The sequence below is a fragment of the Nonomuraea zeae genome (genome assembly GCF_005889725.1).
GTDB lineage: Bacteria > Actinomycetota > Actinomycetes > Streptosporangiales > Streptosporangiaceae > Nonomuraea > Nonomuraea zeae.
This window is the reverse complement of sequence record NZ_VCKX01000222.1, coordinates 1-21,411: the sequence shown is the minus strand read 5'-3', so window position 1 is coordinate 21,411 and position 21,411 is coordinate 1. Positions and strand designations below refer to the sequence as shown.

General features: G+C 72.9%; 24 protein-coding genes and 1 pseudogene. 13 read left to right on the top strand and 12 right to left on the bottom strand.

The window, feature by feature from the left end:
• The 4 genes from ETD85_RS44865 to ETD85_RS44850 all read left to right on the top strand — a co-directional run.
• Nucleotides 1-1,124 (top strand): glycosyltransferase (locus tag ETD85_RS44865; RefSeq protein ID WP_240779840.1); only part of this gene is annotated, 1,124 nt, incomplete at its 5' end.
• On the top strand, nucleotides 1,121-1,696 hold the full coding sequence (locus tag ETD85_RS44860) for a lipopolysaccharide biosynthesis protein (protein WP_138695952.1): 576 nt from the start codon (nucleotides 1,121-1,123) through the stop codon (nucleotides 1,694-1,696). The genes ETD85_RS44865 and ETD85_RS44860, both read left to right, overlap by 4 nt.
• Nucleotides 1,693-2,823 carry a GNAT family N-acetyltransferase gene (locus ETD85_RS44855; RefSeq protein ID WP_138695951.1) on the top strand — a complete coding sequence of 377 codons (1,131 nt, stop codon included), beginning with the start codon at nucleotides 1,693-1,695 and terminating at the stop codon, nucleotides 2,821-2,823. The genes ETD85_RS44860 and ETD85_RS44855 overlap by 4 nt, the downstream gene beginning before the upstream one ends.
• Nucleotides 2,814-4,040, top strand: coding sequence for a glycosyltransferase (locus ETD85_RS44850; RefSeq protein WP_138695950.1), 1,227 nt, complete (start codon nucleotides 2,814-2,816; stop codon nucleotides 4,038-4,040). The genes ETD85_RS44855 and ETD85_RS44850 overlap by 10 nt, the downstream gene beginning before the upstream one ends.
• A 209-nt stretch (nucleotides 4,041-4,249) precedes the next feature.
• On the opposite strand, the pseudogene ETD85_RS67710 reads toward ETD85_RS44850, so the two are convergent.
• Nucleotides 4,250-4,450, bottom strand: a pseudogene (locus ETD85_RS67710) (glycosyl hydrolase); the annotation flags it as partial.
• A gap of 130 nt (nucleotides 4,451-4,580) precedes the next feature.
• Between ETD85_RS67710 and ETD85_RS65050 the strand changes: the two are divergent.
• The 4 genes from ETD85_RS65050 to ETD85_RS44830 all read left to right on the top strand — a co-directional run bounded on the left by ETD85_RS65050 (nucleotide 4,581) and on the right by ETD85_RS44830 (nucleotide 8,740).
• The gene (locus tag ETD85_RS65050) at nucleotides 4,581-4,718 is read left to right on the top strand and encodes a hypothetical protein (RefSeq protein ID WP_206059267.1); all 138 of its coding nucleotides are present in this window, start codon (nucleotides 4,581-4,583) and stop codon (nucleotides 4,716-4,718) included.
• Between the two features lie 326 nt (nucleotides 4,719-5,044).
• The gene (locus ETD85_RS44840) at nucleotides 5,045-6,229 is read left to right on the top strand and encodes a carboxylate--amine ligase (RefSeq protein ID WP_138695949.1); all 1,185 of its coding nucleotides are present in this window, start codon (nucleotides 5,045-5,047) and stop codon (nucleotides 6,227-6,229) included.
• Between the two features lie 10 nt (nucleotides 6,230-6,239).
• Nucleotides 6,240-7,451, top strand: coding sequence for an FAD-dependent oxidoreductase (locus tag ETD85_RS44835; RefSeq protein WP_138695948.1), 1,212 nt, complete (start codon nucleotides 6,240-6,242; stop codon nucleotides 7,449-7,451).
• Nucleotides 7,452-7,531: 80 nt separating this feature from the next.
• A complete protein-coding gene (locus ETD85_RS44830) occupies nucleotides 7,532-8,740 on the top strand; it encodes a GEVED domain-containing protein (RefSeq protein WP_138695947.1) in 1,209 nt (402 codons plus the stop codon).
• 74 nt (nucleotides 8,741-8,814) lie between these two features.
• On the opposite strand, the gene ETD85_RS44825 is transcribed toward ETD85_RS44830, so the two are convergent.
• From ETD85_RS44825 to ETD85_RS44810, 4 genes are all read right to left on the bottom strand, one after another.
• Nucleotides 8,815-9,201, bottom strand: a complete 387-nt coding sequence (locus tag ETD85_RS44825; RefSeq protein WP_138695946.1) for a DUF2255 family protein — start codon at nucleotides 9,199-9,201, stop codon at nucleotides 8,815-8,817.
• 198 nt (nucleotides 9,202-9,399) lie between these two features.
• A complete protein-coding gene (locus tag ETD85_RS44820) occupies nucleotides 9,400-9,666 on the bottom strand; it encodes a hypothetical protein (RefSeq protein ID WP_138695945.1) in 267 nt (88 codons plus the stop codon).
• 192 nt (nucleotides 9,667-9,858) lie between these two features.
• A complete protein-coding gene (locus ETD85_RS44815) occupies nucleotides 9,859-10,209 on the bottom strand; it encodes a hypothetical protein (RefSeq protein WP_138695944.1) in 351 nt (116 codons plus the stop codon).
• Nucleotides 10,210-10,363: 154 nt separating this feature from the next.
• Entirely contained in the window at nucleotides 10,364-10,909 is a 546-nt protein-coding gene (locus tag ETD85_RS44810; protein WP_138695943.1) for a DUF5994 family protein, read from the bottom strand.
• A gap of 315 nt (nucleotides 10,910-11,224) precedes the next feature.
• Between ETD85_RS44810 and ETD85_RS44805 the strand changes: the two genes are divergently transcribed.
• On the top strand, nucleotides 11,225-12,076 hold the full coding sequence (locus tag ETD85_RS44805; RefSeq protein WP_138695942.1) for a universal stress protein: 852 nt from the start codon (nucleotides 11,225-11,227) through the stop codon (nucleotides 12,074-12,076).
• Nucleotides 12,077-12,218: 142 nt separating this feature from the next.
• On the opposite strand, the gene ETD85_RS44800 is transcribed toward ETD85_RS44805, so the two are convergent.
• The 4 genes from ETD85_RS44800 to ETD85_RS44785 form a co-directional block, all read right to left on the bottom strand.
• Nucleotides 12,219-13,190: a LysR family transcriptional regulator gene (locus ETD85_RS44800; protein WP_138695941.1), complete on the bottom strand. Its 972-nt coding sequence runs from the start codon at nucleotides 13,188-13,190 to the stop codon at nucleotides 12,219-12,221.
• Between the two features lie 157 nt (nucleotides 13,191-13,347).
• A complete protein-coding gene (locus ETD85_RS44795; protein ID WP_138695940.1) occupies nucleotides 13,348-13,527 on the bottom strand; it encodes a CsbD family protein in 180 nt (59 codons plus the stop codon).
• Nucleotides 13,528-13,609: 82 nt separating this feature from the next.
• Nucleotides 13,610-14,614: an acyl-CoA desaturase gene (locus ETD85_RS44790; protein WP_138695939.1), complete on the bottom strand. Its 1,005-nt coding sequence runs from the start codon at nucleotides 14,612-14,614 to the stop codon at nucleotides 13,610-13,612.
• Nucleotides 14,615-14,633: 19 nt separating this feature from the next.
• Nucleotides 14,634-14,945, bottom strand: coding sequence for a UBP-type zinc finger domain-containing protein (locus ETD85_RS44785; protein ID WP_138695938.1), 312 nt, complete (start codon nucleotides 14,943-14,945; stop codon nucleotides 14,634-14,636).
• 201 nt (nucleotides 14,946-15,146) lie between these two features.
• Between ETD85_RS44785 and ETD85_RS44780 the strand changes: the two genes are divergently transcribed.
• Nucleotides 15,147-15,422 carry a hypothetical protein gene (locus ETD85_RS44780; RefSeq protein ID WP_138695937.1) on the top strand — a complete coding sequence of 92 codons (276 nt, stop codon included), beginning with the start codon at nucleotides 15,147-15,149 and terminating at the stop codon, nucleotides 15,420-15,422.
• On the opposite strand, the gene ETD85_RS44775 is transcribed toward ETD85_RS44780, so the two are convergent.
• Nucleotides 15,382-15,636, bottom strand: coding sequence for a hypothetical protein (locus ETD85_RS44775; RefSeq protein ID WP_138695936.1), 255 nt, complete (start codon nucleotides 15,634-15,636; stop codon nucleotides 15,382-15,384). The two genes, ETD85_RS44780 and ETD85_RS44775, sit on opposite strands and share 41 nt — an antisense overlap.
• Before the next feature lie 257 nt (nucleotides 15,637-15,893).
• Here ETD85_RS44775 and ETD85_RS44770 point away from each other — a divergent pair, with 257 nt between their 5' ends.
• On the top strand, nucleotides 15,894-16,277 hold the full coding sequence (locus tag ETD85_RS44770; protein ID WP_170247172.1) for an STAS domain-containing protein: 384 nt from the start codon (nucleotides 15,894-15,896) through the stop codon (nucleotides 16,275-16,277).
• 122 nt (nucleotides 16,278-16,399) lie between these two features.
• Here ETD85_RS44770 and ETD85_RS44765 read toward each other — a convergent pair whose 3' ends face one another.
• A complete protein-coding gene (locus ETD85_RS44765; RefSeq protein WP_138695934.1) occupies nucleotides 16,400-17,020 on the bottom strand; it encodes a hypothetical protein in 621 nt (206 codons plus the stop codon).
• A 72-nt stretch (nucleotides 17,021-17,092) separates the two neighbouring features.
• Complete coding sequence (locus ETD85_RS44760; protein ID WP_240779841.1) at nucleotides 17,093-19,681, bottom strand: ATP-binding protein; 2,589 nt, start codon at nucleotides 19,679-19,681, stop codon at nucleotides 17,093-17,095.
• A 176-nt stretch (nucleotides 19,682-19,857) separates the two neighbouring features.
• Between ETD85_RS44760 and ETD85_RS44755 the strand changes: the two genes are divergently transcribed.
• Both ETD85_RS44755 and ETD85_RS44750 read left to right on the top strand, forming a co-directional pair.
• Entirely contained in the window at nucleotides 19,858-20,913 is a 1,056-nt protein-coding gene (locus ETD85_RS44755; protein ID WP_240779839.1) for a class I SAM-dependent methyltransferase, read from the top strand.
• Nucleotides 20,914-20,965: 52 nt separating this feature from the next.
• Nucleotides 20,966-21,352 carry a Rid family detoxifying hydrolase gene (locus ETD85_RS44750; RefSeq protein ID WP_206059266.1) on the top strand — a complete coding sequence of 129 codons (387 nt, stop codon included), beginning with the start codon at nucleotides 20,966-20,968 and terminating at the stop codon, nucleotides 21,350-21,352.
• Nucleotides 21,353-21,411 lie beyond the last annotated feature (59 nt).

Sequence of the window (21,411 nt, the reverse complement as noted above, 5' to 3'; positions counted from 1 at the left end):
CGAAAGTGTGTCTAAGAGACAGGGTGAAGGTCCTGCACGTCATCACCGGACTGGCGGCCGGCGGCGCGGAGCAGCAGTTGCGCTTCCTGCTGCCGCATCTGGGAGCCCGGTGCGAGGTGGCGGTCCTCACCGGCCGCGGCGCGGTCGCGGACGCCATCGAGCGGGCCGGCGTGCCCGTCCACGCCATCGGCATGCGCGGCAACCGGGACCTGCGGGCCGTGGGACGGCTCGCCCGGCTCATGCGCAAGCACCGCTACGAAGTGGTGCACACCCACCTGTACCGCGCGTGCGTGTACGGCAGGCTGGCGGCGCGGCTGGCGAACGTCCCGGCGATCGTCGCAACCGAGCACTCCATCGGACGCGCGCAGATCGAGGGGCGCCGCCTCACCCACCCGGTCAGAGCGCTGTACCTGGCCAGCGAGCTGCTCGGGCACCTGACCGTGGCGGTGTCGCCGACGGTGGCGGACCGCCTGTCGAAATGGGGGGTGCCCCGCTCACGCATCGTGGTGATCCCCAACGGCGTCGACGCCGCCGCGTTCGGCTTCGACGCGGCCCTGCGCCGGCGGGCCAGGGAGCGGCTCGGCGTGCCCGAGAACGCTTTCGTGATCGGCGGAGTCGGCCGGTTGGAGCCGGGCAAGCGCTTCGACCTACTGATCGAGGCCATGGCCACGCTCGAACACGCGACGTTGCTGCTCGTCGGCTCCGGCACGTGCGAGCCCCGGCTGAGGGAGCTGGCCCGCTCCGTGGGGGTCGCCGGCCGGGTGCTGTTCACCGGCGAGTCGGCCGACGTGCGGGCGATGCTGTCGGCGATGGACGTGCTGGCCGCCCCTTCGGTGGAGGAGGCGTTCGGGCTGGCGGTCGTCGAGGCGCTCGCCTGCGGCCTCCCCGTCCTGTACGACACCTGCCCGGCCGTCGAGGATCTGCCGCCGGGCTCGGCGCCGGGGGCGAGACGCGTCGGCCCGGACCGGCTCGCCGCGGAGCTGGCCGCGCTCGCCGCCCGGCCGCCGGGCCGGCTGCCGCCACCGGAGGCCGTCCGCCTCTACGACGTCCGCCGGCAGGCGGACCGGCTGGAGTCGCTCTATCTGCGCTTGCTGGGCGCGCTACCCAAGGAGGAACAACGATGACATGGACCCGGTCCGGCGCGAGGGGCCTGCTGTGGCGATGGTGGCTTCCGCTGTCCCTGACGCTGGGGGCGCTGGGTGGCCTCGCCTACGCCATGGTGAAGGAGGCCGTCTACGCCGCCGACGCCTATGTCGTGGTGGTGGCGGCCGGCGATCCGGCGCGGGCGGCCGACTTCGCCGCCGCCTACGCCCGGGTCTCCGTACAGCCCGGGCTGCTCTTGACCGACGCGGCCGAGCGCAGGAGCCTGACCGTGGCGGCCTCCCCCGATGCTCCGCTGGTACGTCTCACGTCCACGGCGGCCACCGGGCAGCTGGCCGCCGATCGCGCGAACCGTGCGGCCACCGCGCTGATCGCCTACGCCAACACCCACTCCGCCGACACGCACGTGCGGCTGGCCTCCTTCGCCGAGGCGTCCTCCCCCGCGCTGCCCTCCGCCCCGGTGCCGCTGATCAGCGTGGCCGTCGGGGCGTGCGGTGCGGCCCTGGTGGGCGGCCTGGCCCGGCTGGCCGCGCCGCGGGCCCGACCGCAGGCGTCGCGCGAGCCGGCGCCCGTGCTGGTGGGAGCGGAGGCGTGAGCGCCGTGCCGCCGAAGCTCTCGCGCGCCGGGCTCACGGTCCAGGTCGTGCGGGACGCCTCGGAGCTGGCCGCCTTGTCGGCGGAATGGGCGGATCTGTACGACCGCAGCTCGGCCGCCACGCCGTTCCAGTCGTACGGCTGGCTGTGCTCGTGGTGGCGGGCGTACGGGACGCCGGGGCGGCTGCGCGTCTTCCTGGCCCGCCGGGACGGACGGCTGGTGGCGGCCGCCCCGTTCACGCTGGAGCACCGGCTGGGCTGCCGGGTGCTGACACCCGTCGGCGGCGGTCAGGCCGACTTCACCGACATCGTGGTGGACGATTCCGAGGCGGACGCGGGGCTGCGCGAGCTCCGCGCCGGGCTGCTCGGCCAGCCGGGATGGGACGTGATCGACCTGCCGGAAGCGCGGCCGGGGGCGGCGGTCCGCCGGCTGGCGGAGCTCTGGGACGACCGGGCCTGGACCCTGCCCGCGTCCACCTGCCTCCACCTGCCCGGGCTGCCCATCGAGCAAGTCGTCGCCGGGCTCAACAGCCGCCGGGCGCATCGGCTGCGGACGGCGCTGCGCAAGCTCGACGCGCTGGACATCTCGGTGACCGCGGTCGAGCCCGACCGGGCCGAGCAGTCGGTGGCCGAGCTGCTGCGCCTGCACGCCATGCAGTGGGAGCGCCGGGGCATCAACACCCAGCACACCCAGCCGCGCTTCCACGACCACCTGGCGCGGGCCGCGCGCTCGCTGGTGGCGGACGGCCACGCGGCGCTGACGGAGTTCCGGGTACGCGGACGGCTGCTGGCCTGCGACTTCGCCGTGGTCGGCAAGGACTTCCTGGGCGGCTACCTGTATGGGGCGCATCCGGACCTGCGAAGCGAGGCCGACGTTCTCACGATGCTGCTGCGGCACAACCTGGCGACCGCCCACCGGCTCGGCAAGCCGATGCTCAGCCTGCTGCGCGGCGCCGAGACGTACAAGACGAAGTTCGGCTGCGAGCCGGCCGTCAACCAGCGGGTGCTGCTCGGGCGCGGCCTTCGGGCCGGCGCCTATGCCGCGACCGCCGGTGCCCGCACGGCGGGCCGGGAGCTGGTGAAGCGGCGCTGGCCGCGGCTGGCGGAGAGGGCCGGGGCATGGCGCTGACACCGAGCGTCCTGCACGTCACGCAGCCGGTGGACGGCGGCGTCGGGGCGTACGTGGCCACGGCCGCCGCCTACCAGGCGCGGCAGGGCTGGCGGGTCGCGGTCGCCTGCCCGCCGGCCGGCCCGCTGGCCGATGAGCTGGACGGCCTTGGCGTGCCCCGGCTGGCCTGGACGGCGTCCCGCGCGCCCGGGCCCGCCGACGTCGCGGGGGCGGCCAGGGTGCGGCGGATCGTCCGCGAGTTCGGCCCCGACGTGGTACACCTGCACTCGTCCAAGGCCGGGCTGGCGGGCCGGGCCGCGATCAGGGGCCGGGTGCCCACGCTCTTCCAGCCGCACGGCTGGTCCTGGCTGGCCGCACGCGGCCCGCTCGCCGCGGCCGCGCTGAGGTGGGAGCGGCTGGCCGCGCGCTGGGCCGACCGCGTGATCTGCGTGGGCGACGGAGAGGCCGACCTGGCCAGACGGTACGCCGTCCCCGGCGACCTCGCCGTGGTGCGCAACGGGGTGGACCTGCGCCGTTTCCGGGCCGCCGGCCCGCAGGAACGGGCGGCGGCCCGCGCCGCCTGCGGCATCGCCGGCGACACGCCGCTGGCGCTCTGCGTCGGCAGGGTGACCCGGCAGAAGGGCCAGGACCTGCTGCTGTCGGCGTGGGAGCGGGTGGCCGGGCGCAGCGACCGGGCCCTGCTGGCCGTCGTCGGCGACGGGCCGCTGCTGCCCGAGCTGCGGTCGCGGGCCGTGCCGCGCGTTCACTTCGCCGGCGCCGTGGCCGACGTCCGATCCTGGTACGCCGCGGCCGACGTCGTGGTCTTCCCGTCCCGCTGGGAAGGGTTGCCGCTCACCGTGCTGGAGGCGCTGGCCACGGGACGGTCCTTGATCGCCAGCGCGGTGCCCGGGCTCACCGAGGTCGTGACCGGGGAGATCGGCGCGCTCGTCACGCCTGAAGACACCGCTGCACTGGCCGAAGCGCTGCTGCTCAGGCTCGGGCAGCCCGCGCTGGCCGCCGCGGAGGGGTCGGCCGCGGCGGCGCTGGCAGGCGGCTTCGACGTGGACGCGGCGATGGAGGCGCTCGTCGGACACACGCTGGAGCTGCTCGGCACGGGCGCCGGGTCGGGAGCGACCGACGAAACCGGCGAGGGAGTCGGGCGCGCCCGCAGCCGCGCGCGGAAGACCGCTGAGGAGCGCGGGTTGGCAGCGCACTGCCAGACGCCGTGCGGACAGTAATCGGAGATCGAGTGATAGACCACGTTGTGACCGGCGATCCAGTCGAGCATCTGCCGCACGTAGCCGGGACGGTCCCCGTTGCGGAACAGGCCCCACTCCGGGAAGGAGATGGCCTTGCCGTGCTGGGCCGCGAACTCGGCATGGGCCTGCAGGCCGTAGGGCTGCGCGACGTAGTCGGAGAACTCGTGCCCCGGCCCCTGGTCGTAGCTGTCCATCCCGATGATGTCCACCACGTCGTCACCGGGGTAGCAGGTCGTCCAGGGGACCGCGTCACGCCCGCGGCTGGGCGCGAAGTCGAAGCGGAAGCGCTGGCCGGGCGCCGTGCGCATGGTCGTCACGATGCGCCGCCAGTACTGCTTCCAGGCCTCCGGATCGGGTCCGCACCGGCTGGAGTAGGTCGTGCCGTTCATCTCCCAGCCGAGCACGATGATCGTGTCGGCGGCGCCGGCGGCGACCAGGTTCCAGGCGAGCCGGCGGAAATGGTGGTCGCGGTAGCCGCGCGCGCCTTCGGCGAGCCGCCGCGACACCACGCTGTCGGGCATGCCGGACTCGTTCGGGGCGATCATCGGCACGTTCAGCGCCAGGATCCGGCCCTGCCGGGCCGCCCGCCAGCGGGTCCAGGGCTCGAGGATGAACTTGGGTCCCTCGATGGCCTCCCAGTGCTCGCCGGGCAGGTAGGTGCGCCCCACCGTCACCGTGTTCCGCAACCACGACTCGAAGCCCGCCAGACGTTGCAGTCCGCGCACGTCCGAGCCGACGAAGACGCCCAGCGCCGCCGGCCCCTTCGGCGGGTCGGCCCGCGCGTGCAGGCCGAGCCACGCCCCCACGGCCGAAGCCACGGCTATCGCCAGCGAACCGTGCAGATAGCTCTTTCTCATCACCATCGCACATCCCCACGTGCAGCCCTTTCTCCCCTCCATACAGACCAGGTGTCGGCAAATCGGATATCCGACTCGCGACTTGCCCGATTCATTGCTTTTCGCGAGGAAGCAGGACATAGAACCATGCTCGACTACACCGTTCCGGCGCTCGTGCTGCGGAAGGACGCCAATCCCTTCCACCACGGGACACTCGGCGCCATCCGCTCCCTGGGCAGGGCCGGGGTGGAGGTGCACGGGCTCATCGACGGCGGGCACGCTCCCGCCTCCCGCTCGAAGTACCTGGCCCGGCTGCACAGCTGGCCGCGCGATCGGGACTTCGTCCAGACGCTGACGCAGGTCGCCGACCGCATCGGCCGCCGGGCCGTCCTGCTGGCACTGGACGACGCGGGCGCCATCGCCATCGCCGAGCACACGGCGGACCTGGGGCCCTACTACCTGCTGCCGGACCAGGTGCCCGGCCTGCCGCGGACCCTCGCCGACAAGCGGCTGCTGTCCCAGCTGTGCTCCGCGCTCGGGATCACCCAGCCGGAGACCCGGCTGATCACCAGCGCGCGGGACGCTGCGACGGCCGTCGCCGACTTCGGGTTCCCGCTGGTCGCCAAGTGGGCACAGCCCTGGCTGCTGCCGTCCGGCTCCAGGTTGCGCAACACCAGCCTGGTGCGGCAGGCCAGGGACGTGGCCGTGCTGCTCCAGTGCGTGCCGGGCCACAACCTGCTGTTCCAGCGGTTCGTGCCGGGCGGGCCCGACTCGGACTGGTTCTTCCACGGCTACTTCGACGAGCACTCCCGCTGCCTGTACGGCGGCGCGGGACGCAAGGAGCGCTCCTACCCGCGCGGCGCCGGGCTCACCACCTACGGGCGGTGGCTGCCCAACCCCGTGGTGGAGCGGACCGCTCGCGAGCTGGCCGCGACGCTCGGATACCGGGGCGTGCTGGACATCGACTTCCGGTACGACGCGGCCACGGGCTCCTACCACCTGCTGGACTTCAACCCCCGGCTCGGCGCCCAGTTCCGGCTGTTCAGCGACCGCCGCGGCCTGGACCTGGTCCGGACCGCGCACCTGCATCTCTCCGGCCGGCGGGCCGGGCGGGGTCTCGCCGATCACGGGCGCACCTATGTGGTGGAGAACTACGACGTCCTCACGGCGGGGCCCAGGAGCCTGCGGGCCCTGTGCGCGGCCGACGAGCTCGCCTGGCTCTCCGCCGACGACCTGCGGCCCTTCGTCGCCATGGCCGGTCAGACGATGCGCCGCGCCGTCACCCGGCTGACCCGGTCGCGCGAGCCGCGGCCGGAGCACCACGACCAATGATGGAGGACATGTGCCTACCCAGGTGATCGACGTCGCGATCGTGGGCGCGGGCCCGTACGGGCTCTCCGTGGCGGCGCACGCGTTGCGCGCGGGACTGGACGCGCGGGTGTTCGGCCGGCCGATGCGGGCGTGGGAACAGCACATGCCCCGCGGCATGCTGCTGAAGTCCGAGCCCGGCGCCTCCCACCTCAGCGACCCCGGCCGGCGGTACGGCCTCGACGCCTTCCACGACTACGCGTACGGGGAGCCGGTGCCCGTGGCGAGATTCGCCGACTACGGCAGGTGGTTCCACGCGCGGACCGTGGGACGGGCTCTGGACACCTCGGAGGTGACGGCGCTCGGCTCCGAGGAGGGGCTGTTCGCCCTCTCCCTGTCGTCCGGCGAGTCCGTGCTGGCCAGGACCGCGGTGCTCGCGCTGGGCTTCCTGCCGTTCGCCTTCCGGCCCAGCGCCCTGGCCGCGCTGCCGCCCGAGGTGTCCACGCACAGCTCCGACCACCACGACCTCAGCACGTTCCAGGGCCGGGACGTGACCGTGGTGGGCGCCGGGCAGTCGGCGCTGGAGACCGCCACCTTGCTGGCCGAGGCCGGCGCGAGCGTCCGGGTCGTCGCCAGGACCGGCAGGCTGGTCTGGAACGACGTCCCCGCGGAACGACGCTCGCTGATCACCCGGATCCGGGCTCCCCGCTCCAGTCTCGGCAGCGGCTGGCCGTCCGTGGCCTGGTCACGGCTGCCGGGCGCGGTCCGATACCTGCCGGAGCCGGCCCGCGGCCACATCGTGCGCACCACGCTCGGGCCCGCCGGATCCTGGTGGCTGCGGGAGCGTTTTCACGGCACCGTCGAGGTGTCCCTGGGCACCCGGCTGACGGCCTCCGAGCACCGCGACGGGGTCCGGCTGCGGCTGATGGACGACTCGGGAACGGCCACCACGCTGGACACCGAGCACGTGATCGCGGCGACCGGCTACCGGGTGGACGTGTCAAGGATCGGGATCCTGAGTACGGACCTGCGACGGGCGGTGGCGGCGCCGGGGCCCGCGCCACGGCTCAGCCGGACCTTCGAGACGTCCGTCGCCGGGCTGCACCTGGTCGGGCTGGCCGCGGCGGCGACGTTCGGGCCGGCCATGCGCTTCGTGTGCGGCTGCGACTTCGCCGCCCGCCGCGTGACCAGAGGTCTCGCGAGCCGCCTGCGCGGAGCGCGGGCACCGGGGCCGCCGATGGCCTGACCCTGCTCCGACCCTGTTCCTGCGGCCAGCCGGGCCGGCAGGGAGACACACCTTGATCACCAGCTTCGGGGGGAAGCAACATGGCTTTGCGCACACTGCTGGCCTGCACGGCCACCGCACTCGTGAGCATCCCGGGGGTCGCTCCCGTGACTCACGCCGACGCCGGGCCGGCGCGCTCCGCCGGCTCCACCAATTCCGCTCTGGCGGCCTCGCTCCGGACGCCCTCGGGGGTGCGGGTGACCGTGCACAAGAGCATGATCGGGTCGGCGCGGGTGGCGTCCGCCGAGATCTCGCCCGCCGACCCGGCCGCGCCCGCCGACGAGTACCTCGTCCCGGCCAACGCCAAGGCGACCGCCGGATTCGTCGACCTCTACGAGGACTTCGCGGTCGAGACCGACGACTGGAGCGACGTCGCCACGCTGACGTTCACCTTCTCCAGGCCGGTACGCGACCCCCACCTGCACGTGTTCGGCACGGGCGGCTCCTCGGGCGACCTCGTGAACCGCGACGACTACTGGCCGGCCATCGAGCTGGTCGGCGGCGTCCCCGCCAAGCCCACCTTCACCCAGGTCGCCGGCTTCCCCGGCTACCGGGTCACGGCGAGCGCGATCGAGCCGGAATGGGTCTATCTCGCTGAGTCGACCACCTGCGGGGTCGTCTACACGTGCGGCACCGTGCAGGTGAGCGGCATCGTCCGGTCGTTCACCGTCAAGCTGAGGGCCCATGACGTGCATTACGGGACCGACCGCACCACGCCCCAGATGTGGGCCGCGTTCAAGCTGTCATTGACCGAGGACGGCTCCGACGCGCCCGCCTCCTACGGCGCGGCCTCCCACGCGATCACCGACTCCTACCTGGGAGAGTCGGTGAGCGCCGACCACCCCGACGCCGTGAGCATGACACCGCGCGCCCTGCCCGTCGACACGGACGACGACGACGCGGTGGGCAGCGCGCGGACGCGCATGACGCTCAGAGGCCGGGACGTCGCGCTGTCGGTGCCGGTGAAGTCCGGGTCCGCGTCGAACGTCGCGGGCTGGATCGACTTCGACCGCAACGGCCGCTTCGACGCCGACGAGCGGGCCACGACCCAGGTCTCGGGGGGCAACACCGCCAAACTGCACTGGACGATCCCCAGGCTGCTGCGCACCGGCCCGACCTGGATGCGGCTTCGCCTGACCGCGAAATCCGAGTCGGTGACGTCGGCGACGGGATGGGCCGACAGCGGCGAGGTCGAGGACCACCGGATCGACCTGGAGGCCGTCTCGGCGGACTCGGATGACGACGCCTAGCTGTTCTGTCCCGAGAGGCTGGGCCGGCCGGCCGCGTCGTCGCGAGATGACGGCGCGGCGCTCGCCGAGCGGGGTCACCGCTCCGGGAGGAGTTTGATCGTCGCGGCTCGCGCCTCGGAGCTGACGACGCCGCCGATGATGTTGCCGCCGTAGCGGCGGTACTTGGTGCGGTAGACCTCGTCGATCTGGTCGTGGACGGCGGCGTCGGCGGGATCGGCGTCGGCGAAGGTGACGTCCGCCTCGACGCCGCCGGCCGAGATGTGGCCCTGGTGGCGGGTCCGGGTGCCGCGGTACCAGGCGCCGGAGCGGCCGTTCATGCAGCGGACGTACAGGTCGTCGCCGACGCGGACCACCCACATCGTCACCGGCCGGCGCAGTGTGCCGTCGTCCCGCCGGGAGGCCAGGGCCAGCTCTTCGGCGTAGTCGATCGTGGTGAGTTCGTCGCTGGTCCACGTGGCCATCGCGAACGTCTCCTTCCGTGTCCGGGCCGGCTCCGGCACCACTTCGATGCCGTCGGCGCCGTACTCGGGCCCGGACAGCTGTGAGCCGAGGTCCTCGATGACGCCGACCTCGGACCTACCCGCGGCCGGTCGATCGGCGCGCCTGGGTCAGGTCCGCAGCAGGTAAATCCGGCCGGTTCGGGGGCACGCGTACCGAGGTCAGCCCGTGGGCCCCAGCCCGGCGATGCGCCGATCGCGCACGTCCTGCAGGGCGCGCAGGTAGCCGATCTCCAGGGCGCGGCAGATCAGGTTGTTCATCTCGGCGGAGCCGTCGAGCCGCCCCCAGCCGGAGAACTCGATGGACACCGCCTCGTCGGCCAGCCGCTCGTCGCCGGCATGATCGGGGCGTGGCCCGTCGTAACGGATCCGGCCGATGAACTCGCTCCAATCCTCCAGCTCGGCACGCGCGTCATCGTCGTCGCTCATACTGGCCATCGTGACCCACGATCATCCTCTTCGCGAGCCCATCCGGCGCGTCCTGCGGTGAAAGCTCGCTCTTCTGAGCGGGGCGGCCTGAGCTGCGAGTGTCCGGGCCGCCGGAGAAGCGCCGGAAAAGCACTGAAAGGGCACTGAAAGAGCACCAGGAGAGCGGCGGGAGAACGCCGGCTTTGGGGGCGTTCAGTCGCCTTTGCTCTCCTCGGGCTGCCCACCGCCCACGCTGGTGTCGAGGAGGTGGGCCCCGGCGTCGTGCAGGGTGATGCCGTAGCCCGGCGGCCGGTCGGCCGGCGACCATTCGTTCGTCTCGCTGATGGCCTTGAAGCGGGTGTCGCGGGTCGGGCCGTCGCCGACGAGGTGGCCGAGCAGATGGCCGAGGCGGTCGTACACGGCCCACCGGCCGGCGCCCACCTGGGGCATGGCGTCGGGGTTGTCCTTGAGCCACTGCGCGTTGGCCGCGTGATCAGGCCGCTCGTCGGCCTCCTTCGGCTGGGGGGCGTCGTCTGTGGCGTCGATTTTGCGAGGACTGCTCATGTCGCGTCTCGCTCTCTGATTACGGCTGGTTGCCCTCCGAGAGCTCGGAGCAGCGTTCTCAGCCTAGGGACCCAGGGTATGGCACAGCTCTCGCTCCGGGGCGGTGGCGCCTTCGGCGGTCGCACAACCTTGCCCTGGCGCGGGGCGCGAGGGGTCAGCCTGCGGCGCGCCGCGCGAGGTCGGGATCGGTGACACGGCCGCCCTCGTTCTCCCAGGAGGCCGAGCCGTCGCGGCCGGGCACGCCCTCGTCCGGGCCGGCGGGGTCGAGGATGTCGGCGGGACGGACGCCGACCGTGCCCGCGGCGGCGAGCGTGAGCGCGGCCGTGGCGATGGCCTCCGCCGTGCCGGGGGGAATGACCAGCAGGGTGATGGGCGCGGTCCCCGCGATGCTCAGGGTGATCAGGTGCGGGTCGGCGCTGCGGAACCAGCCCACCCTGACCTGGCGTCCGGGGGCCTGGATGCGGCGCGGGATGTGCTCCCACGCCTCCTCGTACAGGCCCACGCGCAGGACGGCCCTGCCGAGCCGCTGGTCGACGGCCGAGATGAGGGCGGGCAGTTCGTCGGCGGCGTCGCGGGTGCGGGGCCACCACGCCCCGTCCACGGTGCCGCTGCGGTCAAGAACGGGATTCAGGCTCAGCCTGAGCGCGGAATCGGCGGCGGGACTCGCCGGTGCGGGCTGGAGAAGTGTCATCATCATCATCGGCCTGTCAGGCCCTCGTCACGGGCCGGAAGTGGTCTATCGCCGCGGGCGACGCCAACCCGAATGCCAACGCACGAAATGTCCTCGGTCTTTTAATTGTACCTGGTTCGCCGGCCAAGGAGTGGCATAAATTCATCAGCGAAATCGGTGCGGTTATCGATTGTGCCGATAACCAGGTCGGCGATTGCTTGTTTCCTGTTTCCGATTCGGCAGAGCACCCTGGTCACAGGTCACCTCGCGACGGCGAACGAGCGATATGCCAGGCCACCGGCCGGCATTTTTCCGCCGCGCGCCATGAGTAAATCTGGAGAAGCCATGAATCGTGCCATTGTCGTGGGAGCCGACGGGTCGGACGCTGCGACCGCGGCGGTCGAGTGGGCGGCCGACGACGCCGCGCGCGCGGCTACCCGGCTCCGCATCGTCCACGTCGTGGACCGTTCGTCGTACGAGCTCGCCAAGTTCTCCGCCCCCGACCGAGGTGAGGCCGTCACGCTCAACGCGGAGAGCGTCCTGACGGAGGCCGAGGCGGTCGCGCGCAAGCGACAGCCCGGCATCGACGTCACCTGCGAGCTGCATGAGGGCGCCGCCGCCACGGTGTTGCGCGGCCAGGCCGGCGACTGCGCCGAGATCGTGATCGGCGGCAGCGGCCTCGGCGGCTTCCCCGGGGCCGTGCTGGGCTCGGTGAGCACCCACGTGGCCGGGCACGCGCACGGCCCGGTGGTCGTCGTCCGTTCCGACCTCGGCACCGTCCACGGGGAGATCGTCGTCGGGCTCGACGACTATCACGCCGGCGAGCCGGCGCTCGCCTACGCTTTCGAGCAGGCGATGCGCCGCGCGAGTACGCTGCGCGCCGTGTACGCGTGGCAGCCGCCGGCGCACGCCCACATCCCCGACAGCGCCCATGACCTGGACGAGATGCACGCCGCCCGGTGCCGCACCGCGGCCGCCGTCCTCCGGGGATGGCGGCAGCGATATCCGCAGGTTCAGGTGATCGAGGACGTCCGGCGTGCCCACCCCGTCGACGCCCTGGCCGGCGCTTCGGAGAAGGCGGACCTGGTCGTCGTGGGCTCCCAGGGCCGAGGGGCGATCGGCACCGTGATGCTCGGATCCGTCACCCTCGGCGTCCTGCACCACGCGCGCAACTCCGTCGCGGTGGTGCGGCCGTAAAGGACATGTCTGCCCCCGGAAGCAGACGCTGCCCCCACCGCCGGGCGAGGGCGTGGAAGGTGAGAGCAGGGCGCTGAGCTCAGGGTGCGCTCGAAGGGATCGTCGGCGGCCCACCCGGCGATCCGAGCGCCGCCCTCGCTCGTCAGACCGGCTCGTCGCTGGGGCTGGCCGCGCTCGGGGCCCCGCCGTCGGGCGCAGATTCGGGGTCGAGCTTGATGGGCTCCAGCCAGCCGAGCCGCTCGGCCAGCAGCCGGGCGCTGTCGATGACGGTGGCGATGTGGGGAGAGGGGTTGGCCCCGTGCCAGAGCAGCGACCAAGGATAGTGCGTGGCGGGCTCGATCAGGGGCCGCCAGGTGGTGCCCGGCCGGTTGGAGGTACGAAACGACGAAGGGACGCAGTGCACGCAGCGGTGCTGGGAGACGAGGTCGGTGGCGGCGCGGCTGCTCTGCACGGTGCCCTCGTAGATCGCGGGCGCGAACCCGGCCGAGCGGCACAGCGCGATGACGAACTGGTTGAGCTCCGGCGTCTGTGTCTCCTCGCCGAGCAGGAGGAGCTCGTCGGCGAGGGCGGCGACGGGTATGCCGTCGAGGTCGGCGAAGCGGTGGTCGTCGGGCACCAGCACGCCGAGCGGATCGAGCCTGATGAGCCTGGAGGTCACCTCGGCCGGCGCCTGGGAGGCATGCCCGATGGCGATGTCCAGGCGGCCGTCGGCCAGTTGCCGGTACTGCTCGGGGGTGCCCGCCTCGACCTGGTGGATCGTGATGTCGGGGTGGGTCTGCTGGAGCTCGCGCAGGATCTGCGGCATGGTGTCGTAGCCGGCGTCGATGATGCCGGCCCGCAGCGTGGGCGCCGACGTGACGGCGTTGCGGGCGGCCTGCCCGGCCCTGCCCACGTGATCGAGGATCTGCCGCGCCTCGATGAGGAAGGCGGCGCCCGCCGGGGTCAGGGCGACGTGGTGGGTGCTGCGGTCCAGCAGGCGCACGCCGAGCTCGCGTTCCAGCCGCTGGACCTGCTGGCTCAGCGCGGACTGCACGATGTGCTCGCGGGCGGCGGCCCGGCCGAAGTGCAGCTCCTCGGCCAGCGTCACGAAATACCGCAACTGGCGCAACTCCATGCCCGCCACCCCTTCCCACCCGGGCGGCGCCCATACGGGCCGTCTCCCCCACTCTAGGTGCCGTATGAGGGTGTGGAACCCAGAGGAGCGCGGGCATCACGCGCTGCGAGTCATCTCCGCGCTCGTGCCGAGGTGGCCGAGGGGTGGGCCGGGCCCGCTACCGTGGCGGCTGGGGAACGTCCTTCACTCCCCCGCCGGGCTGCTCCGGATTGCCCGTGCCCCGACGAGGCTCGCCCACCACCCGGGGACGCCGGTTGTCGGTGGCGCGGCCGAAGCGCTGCCTGACCCAGGTTTTGACGGCCTGTACCTTGTTGTCGATCTCCCATCGCACGCTCATCGCGACTTCCTCTCACCTGCGTGGACACTCAGTGTCCTTCGCGGGCCTGCGCTGCGGAAATGAGCAATCACCCTGCCGGTTATCACTCGAATCGATGAGCCTCGGGGGCGGGTTGCGGCGGGCCGGCGCGGCGGCGCTGGATGCGCTCGCGGTCGGGCCAGTGCACGTTGCTGACCCAGCCGAGCCGCTCGAACAGGCCGATCAGGCCGGCGGACGGGTCGATCTGGCGGCGATCGACGCCGTGGCGGGCGCAGCTGGGTTCGCTGTGGTGACCGTTGTGCCAGCTTTCGCCGAAGGACAGCAGGGCCAGCGGCCACAGGTTCGTCGATCGGTCGTGGCGGCGGGTCTTGAAGGGCCTGTTGCCGATGACGTGGCACAGGGAGTTGACGCTCCAGGTGACGTGCTGCAGCAGCGCGACCCGGATCAGCCCGGCCCACAGGAAGGCGGTGAGCCCGCCGTACAGGGTGCCGGTGATCGCCCATCCGGCCAGGAATGGCAGCGCCAGGGACAGCGCGCACAGCGCGGGGAAGGCGCGGGCGACGCGGGTGATGGCCGGATCGGCCAGCAGGTCGGGAGCGTAGCGCTCGGCCGGGGTCTGGTCGTCGGCGAACAGCCAGCCCAGATGGGCGTGGGCAAGCCCCCGAAGCTGCCCGCGCAGGCCGGTGCCGTACCGGTAGGGAGAGTGCGGATCTCCCGGGCGGTCGGTGAAGGCGTGGTGGCGGCGGTGCACCGCCACCCAGTCGACCACGTTCCCCTGGAAGCCCATCGACCCGGCGACCGCCAGCGCCACGCGCAGCCAGGGCCGGGCGGTGAAGGAGGCATGGGTGAGCAGCCGGTGGAACCCGACCGTCACCCCCAGGCCGGTCACCACGTAGAGGATCGTGGCCAGCAGCAGATCGGTGAGTGTGACTCCCTGCCCCCACGCCAGGAAGATCGCGACACCGAGCGCGATGAAGGGCACGACCACGATCGCCCCCGTCAACCCCACCTGGACCCGGCTTGCCGTGACGTGCTCTTCCGCTCCGGGGAACGGCGATGCGCCGTCGTAGTCCTGACGGCGTTCCGCCGCCTGCTCGGAAATGATCATAAGATTTCTTTCGTCTCGTCTATACCGTCCGGCGGTGCACGTAGCACCAGCGCCAGGTCGAGTTGGGTTCCAGGGTGGCGACCACTGGGTGGTCGGTCTCCCGGTAGTGGGCGCGGGCGTGACCGCCGCGCGAATCGTCGGAACAGGCCACCCACCCGCAGGTGAGGCACACCAGCAACCGGACCCAGGTCTGGCCGAGGGCCAGGCACTCCTTGCATTCGGGGGGTCCGGGTTTCACGGTCGAGAACCGGTCAATGTGATCGCAGCGCGGGGTCTGACCGTTCAGGCCCGCGCGGCCGGTGGCGTTCGTTCCTTGTGCGTCCAGGGTCATGACGACGCCCTAACGGTGACAGCGACGCAAGCTGCGCCGTCTGGTCTCTTACCAGTCAAGGTGCTCGGCGATCCGGCGGAAACCCGCAATCCGTGCAAGCCTCATCAGTTACCGCGATAGCCGATCGGAGGCCGCAGCCGAGGAGCGAAACTCCGGCCCGCCGGGCCATGCGATATGCCGATTTGCCGGAAGGATGGGCGCGTGGATCCCGCACTGTCGTATGAGCGCGTTGCCGATCTTCTCCGCGCGCAGGTGCCCGAGTTCGGCCCGGCGCTGCAGGAGCATCTCACCGATTTCGGAGAGGTGCTGCAGCACGTGTTGTTCGGCGACTTCACGCGGTTTGTGCTCGATGCTCATCGGCAGGGGCAGGAGGCGCTGGTCGAGCCGGCAACCGGTCGGCGGCCGGCCCCGGCCGTGATCCGCTGTTTCGGCGCCCTCAGGGTCGCCTGGCGAGCGCCTGCTCGGCCTCGGTGCTGAGCAGGCGGGCGGCGGCGGCCACCTCGGCGAGCCGGTCGGGCGGCATCGCGTCCAGGCAGGCGGCCAGCCGTCCAAGATCGCCGTGGCCGGCCATGCTCGCCGCGCTCTGGAGGGCGAGCGTGCGTGCGGCGGCGCCGATCGCCTTCATGACGTCGGCCAGCGCGTGGTCCACATCGTCGCGCGGAGCCGGTCGCCGCGGAGGGGGATCGTTCAACGTCGTTCACCTTGCCGTCCTCGGTCTCGGAACGTCGTCCGACACCGTCGCGTCCGTCGCCGGGCAGGACCCGCGCCACAGCGGTGTTCACGCCTGGCGATAAGTAGGTCGCAGATTGCTGCTTTCCCCCTGACCGGCCTCGTTGGACGATCACATCACGGCACCTGACTGCTCCGCTCACGACGGCCCCGGCGATCGTGTTCATGGCCGGCTCTCCCCCGGCCACGTTGTCCACCTCCTCGTCCCCAGGAGCCACCATGAACGTCACAGACGATCTCCCGCCCGGCAGACCTACCGACCAGCTCCTGCGCATCACGCCGCTCGTCGAGCTCGCGGGCCTGCGGATCGACGGCGAGCTCGACCGCGCCACACTCCCCACCCTGCCCCCCGCGCTGGCCTCAATGTCAGGTCGCGGCAGTTTCTCCCTCGATCTCAGCGGCCTGGTGTTCTGCGACGTCGGCGGGCTGCGCACCCTGGTCGGCGCCGCGGCCGGTCTCCGCGGCGGCCATGTCCTGACCATGCGGTCACCCTCACCGCAGGTACGGCGCCTGCTCACGCTCACCGGCTGGCACAAGACAGCCGGCCTTCGCCTGCAGGCGCCGCCGCGGGCCCTGCCCGAGCGGCCCGGGCCGAGGCCGTGAACAATCGGGCCGGTCAGCTCAAACCGGGACGCACTGCGCCAGGCCCACCAGCTTGGTGTCCCGCCGGCCCGCCTGGGGCGTGCCGCTGACGTACCAGCCGTTGCTGGTCGGCAGCGAGTGGCTCACCGCCCCTCCTGCTCGGTGCCGTCCGGCTTGGACAGGTACACGCCGCCCGAAAGCATGCTGTATCCCGACTTGCAGTCCGTGTACACCTCCCGCCTGATGGCCTCGGGGCCGGGGATCACGACGTGCGCCTGGGCGACGTACGAACCGGGCAGCGGCGCGCACTGCGTGGTGATGACGAGCCGCTCGCTCGTGAGCGAGGAGGCCTTGAAGGTCCAGCCGGTACCGTCCGCGCTCACCGTGTTGGAGACCAGCGGACGGGATCGGGTGCTCGGAAAGTTCTGCGCGGTCCGGAAGTAACCGCCACCGCCGAACGCGTGCGTCCCTGCCGGGCAGGGCACCACGCCCGAGGCCGCGCCCTTCTCGTCGGGAACGAAGGTCTCCGAGCGCACGGTCACCCCGGCGATCTGGCCCACCGGCAGGCAGCCGACGACGACCTGCAGGTAGTTGGCGGCGGAGCTCAGGATGATGCCGCTGGCCGACACGCCGGTGAAGTCCGGGAGCGGGGTGAGACTGGTGATGCTGCCGTTGCTCGCGCCTGAGGAGACCATCCGCTGCCCGGCGGGGCAGGACACGTCGCCGCTGACCCGCGTGGTCAGCGGGCCGAAGAAGTTCCGCACTTTGTACTGGATCGAGTCCCTCGCGGCAGAGGCCGGGGCCGAGGCAGGTGAGGCCGGACCCGTGGGAAGCCGTCACCGCAGGTCGAGGATGCCCAGGTCGCGGGCGCGGGCCACGGCCTCCTTGCGGGTGCGGGCGCCCAGCTTCTCCAGCGCCGCCGCGACGTGACTGTCCACGGTGCGCACGGACAGGACGAGCTGGCCGGCGATCTCGGCGTTGGTCATGCCCAGGGCGAGCAGCTGGACGACCTCGCCCTGACGTTCGGTGAGCCCGGCCGGGCTGACGCGGGTCGCGGGCGCCGGGCCACGCGGGATCCGGGCCACGCCGAGACTCCTCAGACGCGCGCGCACCAGCCTGGCCAGCGGCTCGGCGCCGAGCCCGTCGAGCAGGGCGAGAGCGGCCACCTGGTCGTCGGTCTCCGGGCTCTCGGCCAGGGCCGCCGCGTACTCGTACCGGCAGCCTGCCGCCCGCCACTCCTCGGCGGCCTCCCGCCACCGGCCGTCGGCGAGCAGCGCGTACGGATGGCGCAGCCCCGACCCGCCGACCGGCCGCCCCGCCCGGCCCAGCCAGTACGCCAGCTCGGAGCGGATGGCGATCGTGCCGAACCGGACGGCCAGCTCGTACGCCTCGGTCAGCTCGGCGACGGCGGCACCCGCGTCACCGGCGAGCATGGCCGCCTCGCCCAGCGCCGCGGCGGCCGGCCCGATCCACTGGCACTCGCGCAGCGGCACCGCGATCCGCCACGCCTCGCGCAGCGTCTCCATCGCGCCGGGCTCGCCGCGGCGCAGCCGGGTCCGGCCGATCAGGGTCACCGCGGCGCACCGCACCGGCGGGGAGCTGTCGAGCGCGTACGCCGCGGCCGGCACGACCTGGTCCCAGTCCGCGGTCGCGAAATGCAGCGCCCCCAGCGCCACCTGCAGATACCGGGAGAACATCACGAAATCCGAGCGCTCGGCGAACTCGATGCCCTCGGCGAGGAGGGTCCTGGCGTCGCCGAGACGCAGGAGCTCCAGGTCGTACAGGATGAGATTCATGTAGGCCCGGCAGGCGTGCTCGGGCTCGTCGGCGGCGAGCGCGACCCGCAGGCTCTCCTCCATCGTGGAGCGTGCGCGCTCGTCGCCGGTCCCCCAGAGCGCCATGGCGAGATTGTTGAGCGCGTGCGACAGGGTCCCCGGCGTGTCCCTGCCGAGCGCGATGGCCTGCTCGGCCACGACGATGGCCTCGGCGTCGCGCCCGGCCAGCGCGTGCAGCTGGGCCTTGCCGCTGAGCGCCATCGCCAGGAGGCCGTCGTCGCCGACGGCGGTGAGCACGTCGATCGCCTCGTCGGCCGCCGCGTCCGCCCCGTCCGGATCCCCTGCCCACCAGCAGATCCGGGAGAGCCAGCGCAGGGAGGCCCCGAAGGCGCGCGGGTCGTCACCGCGCCGCAGCTCGACCGCCCGGCGCTGGGCCGCCAGCGTGTCGGCGGCCGGCGCGTCGATGGTGTAGCACTCGATCGCCAGGCCCTCCCACAGATCCGCCTCGGCTCGCGGCTCCAGGATCGGGTGCTGGTCGAGCACCAGGCGCAGATGGGCCGCCGCCTCCCGGTGCGCCCCGGCCGCCGACGCCTCCCGGGCGGCGATCGGCCCGTAGTGGAGGATGACGTCGGTGTCGCCCGCCTCGGCCGCGTGATGCATCACCCGCGACACGTCGGTCCCCGGCCGGGCCAGCAGCGCGGCGAGCACGCCGCGGTTGGCCGCCATCCGGCGCGCCGCCGGCATCGAGTCCACCACCGCGCGGCGGGTGAGCTCGTGGCGGAAGCCGACCCGGCTCGGGGTGACCGCGATCAGCCCGCGTTGCTCGGCCGGGGCGAGCGCCGCCGGACCGGCCGGTACGAGCGCCTCGACGAGCCAGCGCTGCACCGCCGACGGTACGACGGCGAGCCGTTCGACTGTCTCCAACGTGGCCGGGTCGAGATGGGCCACCCGGGCCTGGACGGCGTCCGCGATCGTCAGCGGCACGGCTGTCGCGTCGCCGGCGGCCAGCACCTCGGTGACGAAGTACGGGTTGCCGGAGGTGATCGCGAAGACCTCGCCCGCGTCGATGCCGGCATCGACGTCCGCGGCGGCGCTCAGCCGGCGTACCGCGTCCTCGGTGAGCCGGGCCAGGCGCAGCCGGCGGACCGGCCCCACCCGCGAGGCCAGCCCGAGCAGCTGCCGCAGCGGATGGCCGGTGCTCAGCTCGTCGTCGCGGTAGGTCAGCACCAGGACCAGCGGCAGCTGCGCCGCCCGGCGGACCAGGAACCGCAGCACGTCGAAGGTCGCCTCGTCGGCCCAGTGCACGTCCTCGACGGCGAGCACGGTCGGGTGGTTCGTCCAGCCGAGCTCGTCGCGCAGGGCCTCCAGCACCTCGCCCCGGTCGCCGCTCTCCAGCGCCCGGGTCAGCGCCGTGCCGACGCTGCCGACGAGATCGCGCAACGGGCCGAGCACGCGCGGCGTCGCCAGGTCGTCGCAGTAGCCGACGAGGAGCCGGCCCTCCGCGGGCAGCACCCTCCGGATGGCCTCGACCAGGCTCGACTTCCCGATCCCCGCTTCGCCGGAGATGAGGACCACCGTGCCGGTCCCGTCGCCGGCCGCGCGTGCGGCGGCGGCCAGCGCGGCCAGCTCGTCTTCGCGCTCCAGGATCATCCGGCCCACTTCTCACAGTCTGGCACGCGGTTCCCGGCCGGGGGCGGGCTCGCCGCCGGGCGTCCCGATATCGGTATCGCGACGGCCCGGCCTGGGTAGCCGGCGCGGATGGCGGGGCGGCCGGGCCGGCCTAGAACTGGGGAGAAGGCACAGGCGACGAGACCGAGGAGTGTCACATGGCGATCGACCAGGCACGGCTGACGGAGTTCATGAACCGGTTCGTCGGCGATCTGGGGGCCACGATGGCCGCCGGCAACATCGTGATCGGCGACCGGCTCGGGCTGTACCGGGCCCTGGCCGGCGGGCCGCTACGACCGCACGAGCTCGCCGAACGCACCGGGACGGCACCGAGGTACGTGGACGAGTGGCTGCGCGGCCAGGCGGCGGGAGGCTACGTGGAGTACGAGCGGGAGACGGGGCGCTACCGGCTCACCGAGGAGCAGGCCTTCGCCCTGACCGATCCGGACGGCCCGGTCTTCGCCCCGGGAGCGTTCCAGCTCGCGGTGGGCGCGCTGCGCGCCGAGCCGGAGATCGCCGGGGCGTTCCGCTCCGGCGAGGGTGTGGGCTGGCACGCCCACGACACGGGCGTGTTCGACGGCTGCGAACGGTTCTTCCGCCCGGGGTACAGCGCCGGCCTGATCAGCACGTGGCTGCCCGCGCTGGACGGGGTGGAGGCGAAGCTGCGCGACGGCGGGCTGATCGCGGACATCGGCTGCGGGCACGGCGCCTCGTCGGTGCTGATGGCCACGGCGTACCCGCGCTCGGCCGTGTTCGGCTCGGACTACCACCCCGAGTCGGTCGCGGCGGCGCGCAGGCGGGCCGCGGAGGCGGGGCTGGACGGCCGGGCCCGGTTCGAGGTCGCCAGCGCGCAGACCTTCACCGGCGGCCCGTTCGACCTCGTGACGACGTTCGACGCGCTCCACGACATGGGCGACCCGCTCGGCGCGGCCCGCCATGTGCGGCGGCGGCTGGCCGACGACGGCACCTGGATGATCGTCGAGCCGTTCGCCGGTGCGAGCGTGGGCGACAACCTCAACCCGGTCGGCCGGGTCTACTACTCGTTCTCGACGTTCCTGTGCGTGCCGAACGCGCTCTCGCAGGAGGGCGGCTACTCCCTCGGCGCCCAGGCCGGCGAGGAGCCGATGCGGCGGATCGTCACGGATGCCGGTTTCGACAGCTTCCGGCGGGTCGCCGAGACACCCTTCAACATTGTCTACGAAGCGCGCGTGTAGGACGTTTGGCTTCCAAGTGCGCGGATGCCCCACAGGAGCGGGAGGTTCAGCGATGATGCGGCAGGCCGTCTCAACTGACGACGCACCACACGCGATCGGGCCCTACAGCCAGGCGATCGTGGCCAACGGGTTCGTGTTCTGCTCGGGCGCGGCGGGCATCGACCCGGCCACGGGCGTGGCGCCGGACGGTATCGAGGCGCAGACCGAGCAGGCGCTGCGCAACCTCGACGCGATCCTCACCGCCGCCGGCGCGTCGCTGGCGGCCCTCGTCAAGACCACCGTCTTCTACGCGAACGTCGAGGACTTCGCGGCGATCAACGCCGTCTACGCCCGCTTCATGCCCGACCCGCCGCCCGCCCGCTCGGCGCCGGCCAACGTCAGCCTGCCGCTCGGCCTGCTCATTTCCATCGACGCGATCGCCGTCCTCCCCGGCGGCTGACGCACCTCCGGGTCCGCCGTCCCGGGCCAGTGGCCCGGGACGGCGGCCGGGGTTGGGGC